The organism is Longimicrobium sp., assembly GCF_036554565.1.
GTDB lineage: Bacteria > Gemmatimonadota > Gemmatimonadetes > Longimicrobiales > Longimicrobiaceae > Longimicrobium.
Map to the genome: position 1 here is coordinate 1 of NZ_DATBNB010000063.1, position 4,055 is coordinate 4,055.

A 4,055-nucleotide genomic window follows, 5' to 3' on the forward strand; every position below is an offset into this window, starting at 1 on the left:
TGCGCAGCCGCTTCGATTCACAGGCCGGTCCCGCCAGCCCCTTCCGCCAGGTGGCGGACCGCGCGGGCGCCCCGGGAGACTCGCTGGCCCCGCTGCTGGCGCGGGGGACGGCGCGGCTGGAGGAACGGCTCGGGAAAGCCCCGCTGCGCACCGGGGCTTGGCTGGAGGCGGCCGGCCTGGCCGCACGGGCACGCGACGAGGCGTTCTTCCGCGACCGGGCGATGCTGCGCGCCGCCGCCCGGCTGGCCGGCGACGACCCCGCCGCGCGGGTCGCCCTCGCCCGCGTGCGGGCCGCGCTCCCGGACGACGAGCCGCCCCGGTGGTCCGAGCTCCCGGCGGCCCTGGACGCGCTGCTGACGGAGCTGGCGAGCGAGTAGAAGAACGCGCGGGCCGCTCTCACCGGAGCGGCCCGCGCGTTTTCGTCCTCCGGGGACGGGGTCAGCGGCCGGCGTACCGGAACCCCGCCCAGGCAGAAGGCGAGCGCAGCGCGGAGTCGGGCGATCGGAGCATCCACAGCTGCGCCTGCCGCAGCGCGGCCGCGCCATCGCCGGTGCCCGCGTACGCCTGGTGGAATTCCCGCATCAGCGGCCGCGTCCGCTGGTCGTCGACCTGCCACAGGCTTCCGACCACGCCCCCCGCGCCGGCCGCGAGCATCGCGCCCGACAGGCCGGCGAAGCCCCCCGACCGCCCACCGCGCGACGGCAGCGTCCGGCATGCGGAGAGCACCACCAGCCGCACGCCGTGCAGACGAAGCGTGGTGACGCTGTCGGCCGTGAGCTGCCCGGTGGCCCCGCTGTCGGCCAGCACCAGGAACGACCGGCCCGGCTGCGCATCGTTGAACACGGCATGCCCGGCGTAGTGGATCACCCCGACCGACCGTGCGTGATCCGACAGCGCCGCCCGCGTGGCCGCCGCCTCGGCCAGCAGCACGTGGTCCGGGTAGAACGCGCGCAGGTCGTGGGCCTCGGCGCGGGCGCCGTGAAGGCGCTCCAGCGCGGGATACCGCTCCGCGTCGAATGCAGGGTCGGCGATCAGCAGCGCCCGCGCCGGCCGGTGCGCAGGCCGTTCGCGTGCGGCATCCGCAAGGGTGGGCGCATACCGGATCGCGCGGTCCTGCACCAGGTACCGGGTGCCGTCCAGCAGCGCCGCGAAGGGGACGGCGGCGACCTCGCCGTCGGCAAGGATCACCAGCGGCGTTCCGGGTTCACCCAGCCGATCGCGCAGGGGCCTCACCAGCCAGTCGTACAGGCGCCGCAGGCCGCCGTCCGCGCCGCCTTCCCGCCCCGCCTCGAGCGCGGCGCTCACCCCCTCGGTGGTCCGCAGGAAGTCCCCGCGATCCACCACCGACCGGTGCAGCTGCGCCGAATCCGCGTGCACCACCCAGGCGAGCAGCGTGTCGCCGATGAGCGCGTATGCCAGGGCCACGTGCCCCCGCGGCGCCCGGAGGCCGGCGCTGGCCCGGGCGGCCGCGACCGGCGCCAGCGACACGCGGCCCCGTTCGAGCGCGCGGAGCGCCTGCAGCGTGTCGCCCGCCCGCAGATGCAGCATCACGAGCCGGTCGAACCGGCCGCGGGCCTGCTCCATCATGGCGGTTCGCAGCGCGGCGAGCGGTTCGTGATCCGAAGAGGTACGGATGATCGAGGTGAAGCTGTCCAGGTCCGCCGCGGCACCGGCCAGCTCCCCGGTTGCGGCGCGTACCTCCACCCGCTGGATCAGCGCCCGCAGCAGCCACCGCACGTTCTGCTGCGCGGCAAAGTACTCGACCGCCGAATCCAGCCCGGCCCGCAGCCGGGGGGTGGCTTGCCCCCGCTGCACCATGGCGCGGGACATCCGCAACGCGGCCCCGGCCCGCCCGGCGGCCGCGTCCCCCGCGGGGATCTGCGCCAGGAGCGGGGCGGCCGCATCCACGTCGCGCCGCGCGCCGGAAATGTCTCCGGTGAGCGTCCGAACGTAGGCGCGCGCCAGGAGGGCTTCGAACCTGGCCAGCGGCTGCCTCGTCCGGATCGCGACGGAGATCTCCTCCGCCTGAATGGGCGCCGAAGCGTGCTGCATCCCATCCGCCGCCGCCCAGTCGGCGAGCACCATCAGCTGGTTTCGCAGCCACCCCGAGGCACGGTAGTGCCGCAGGCCGCGCATGGCCCGGTGCATGGATGAGTACGCCAGCGCCGTATCCCCGCGCAGGTGGGCCGCCTCGCCGATCAGGTAGCAGAGCGTCGCTGCGTACTCCACCTCCCCCACCCGGTGGTAGAGCGAATACGCCGCCTGGTACGGGCCCTGTGTTTCCGCGTGGCGGCCCTCCTTCAGCAGGCTGGAGCCCAGCATCCACTGCGCGCGCGCCGCCAGGGCCGGGTGCCGCTCGGGGTCGATCCGCGCGATGATCTCCTGGAAGGTGGCGTTCGCGCGTTCGAACTCGTTTTCGTAGACCAGGGCTCGCGCCGCGAACATCTCGGCGGAGTACACCAGCGTCGGCGACGGGGGCCTGGCGCGCAGCACGGCTCGGAAGGTATCGACCGCGGCCTTCTCGTTTCCTGCGGCGATCAGCGCCTGCCCCGCGGCGTAGAGCCGGTGTCCCCGGGCAAGCGCCGCCGTCGCGGCCGCAGTCGATCCGGCCGCACGAACGGCGAGAACCGCGTCGGCGAGCGAGGCATCGCCCCCGTCCTTTTCGAGGGCCCGGCCCAGGCGCTCGGCGAGTTCCAGGTTCGCGGCCGCCGCGGCGGAATCGCCCTTTTCCACCGCCTGCCCCCACGCGCCCAGCACGTCGTCCCACCCCATCAGCCGCGCCTCCTGCGGATACCGCGCGGCGAACGAATCCACCCGCGCGAGGGAAGCACCCGGGTGGGGCCTGGGGATCTCCGACGGACGCGCCAGCACGCGCATCCGCTGCCGGGCCTCGCCTGCCCAGGGCGAGGCGGAATCGGCGGCCAGGTACGCGTTCCACGCGGCTTCCGCCTGCTCCTCGATTTCCATCGCGTCCAGCGCCAGCGCCGCGTTGAACATGGCGGCCGCGTTCCCCGGCTCGTGCGACAGCGCCTCGCGGGCATAGCTGAGCGCGGCGACCAGGTCACGGGGGTTCTGGGTGCGCTCGGCGCGAACCAGGTGCACGGCGGAAAGGTCCACCAGCACGGGCGTCTGCTCGCGGCTGAGCCGCAGCGCCTTCTCCAGCCGCGAAACGGAGCCGTTCAGCGAGGCCTCGGTCTCGTCCCACCAGATCACCCCGGCCACCGCGGACGCATGCAGCGAATCGGGATCGAAGCTCTCGCCGGCGGCGGCGAACACCGCCGGGTCTGCCCCCGGCTCCCCCGCCGTCTCGCACGCCTCGCGAGGAACCGTGCTGTCGGGGTGTGCGGGAAGCACTCTGCACGGCACGAATTCCGTCTCGATGGAAAGCCGCGGCGCGAACGCCCGCTCCGGCCGCGCCCGTGCCAGCTGCCCCATCCGCGTCGGCGAGGGAGCGGGGCGCAGGGTGCCGGCGACGGCCAATCCGCACGGCAGTGCCACCGCGAAAAGCAGAACGTAGGGTCGGCGCATGGAGGTACGGCGGTGGGGCGTAGCGCGGAACGGCGAGAGCCCGCGGAAGCAGGAGCCGCGGGCTCGGGACTGCAAACGGAATGGTCGCCCCGCGGGGCCGCAAGCACAAGCCCCGCGCGCCGCCGCGAAGTGCGTCCGCGCCCCGTCTCCGCTTGCGGAACCCGGAATTCGGGCGATCATACCCCGTGACAACCTGAATCGTGCGGTCGGAAGCTACGAGTTCGCGTTCCGCTCGCGCGGGGATGTAGAGAACGCGCCGCCGGCTCCGACTACTGTACGCAAGCGCCAACGAGGGCTGCTTTGCGCCGGGCCGATCGAGGGCCGAACCACCTGACGGGAGAACGAACCATGAAGTACATGATGATGATGAACGCGCCGCGCGGAACCGGTGACTACCAGGTCAACCAGTGGTCGCCGGAAGACTTCCAGGCCCACATCGGGTTCATGCACCGGTTCAACCGCGAGCTCGCCGCCTCGGGCGAGTGGGTGGATGCACAGGGGCTGGCCGCCCCGGGCGAAGCGAAGCT

At 73.8% G+C, this 4,055-nt stretch carries 1 protein-coding gene and 1 pseudogene; one reads left to right on the forward strand and one right to left on the reverse strand.

From position 1 onward, the window contains the following. Positions 1–377, forward strand: a pseudogene (locus tag VIB55_RS01760) (hypothetical protein); the annotation flags it as partial. Positions 378–438: 61 nt separating this feature from the next. On the opposite strand, the gene VIB55_RS01765 reads toward VIB55_RS01760, so the two are convergent. Next, complete coding sequence (locus tag VIB55_RS01765) at positions 439–3,528, reverse strand: CHAT domain-containing protein (protein WP_331874943.1); 3,090 nt, start codon at positions 3,526–3,528, stop codon at positions 439–441. Positions 3,529–4,055 lie beyond the last annotated feature (527 nt).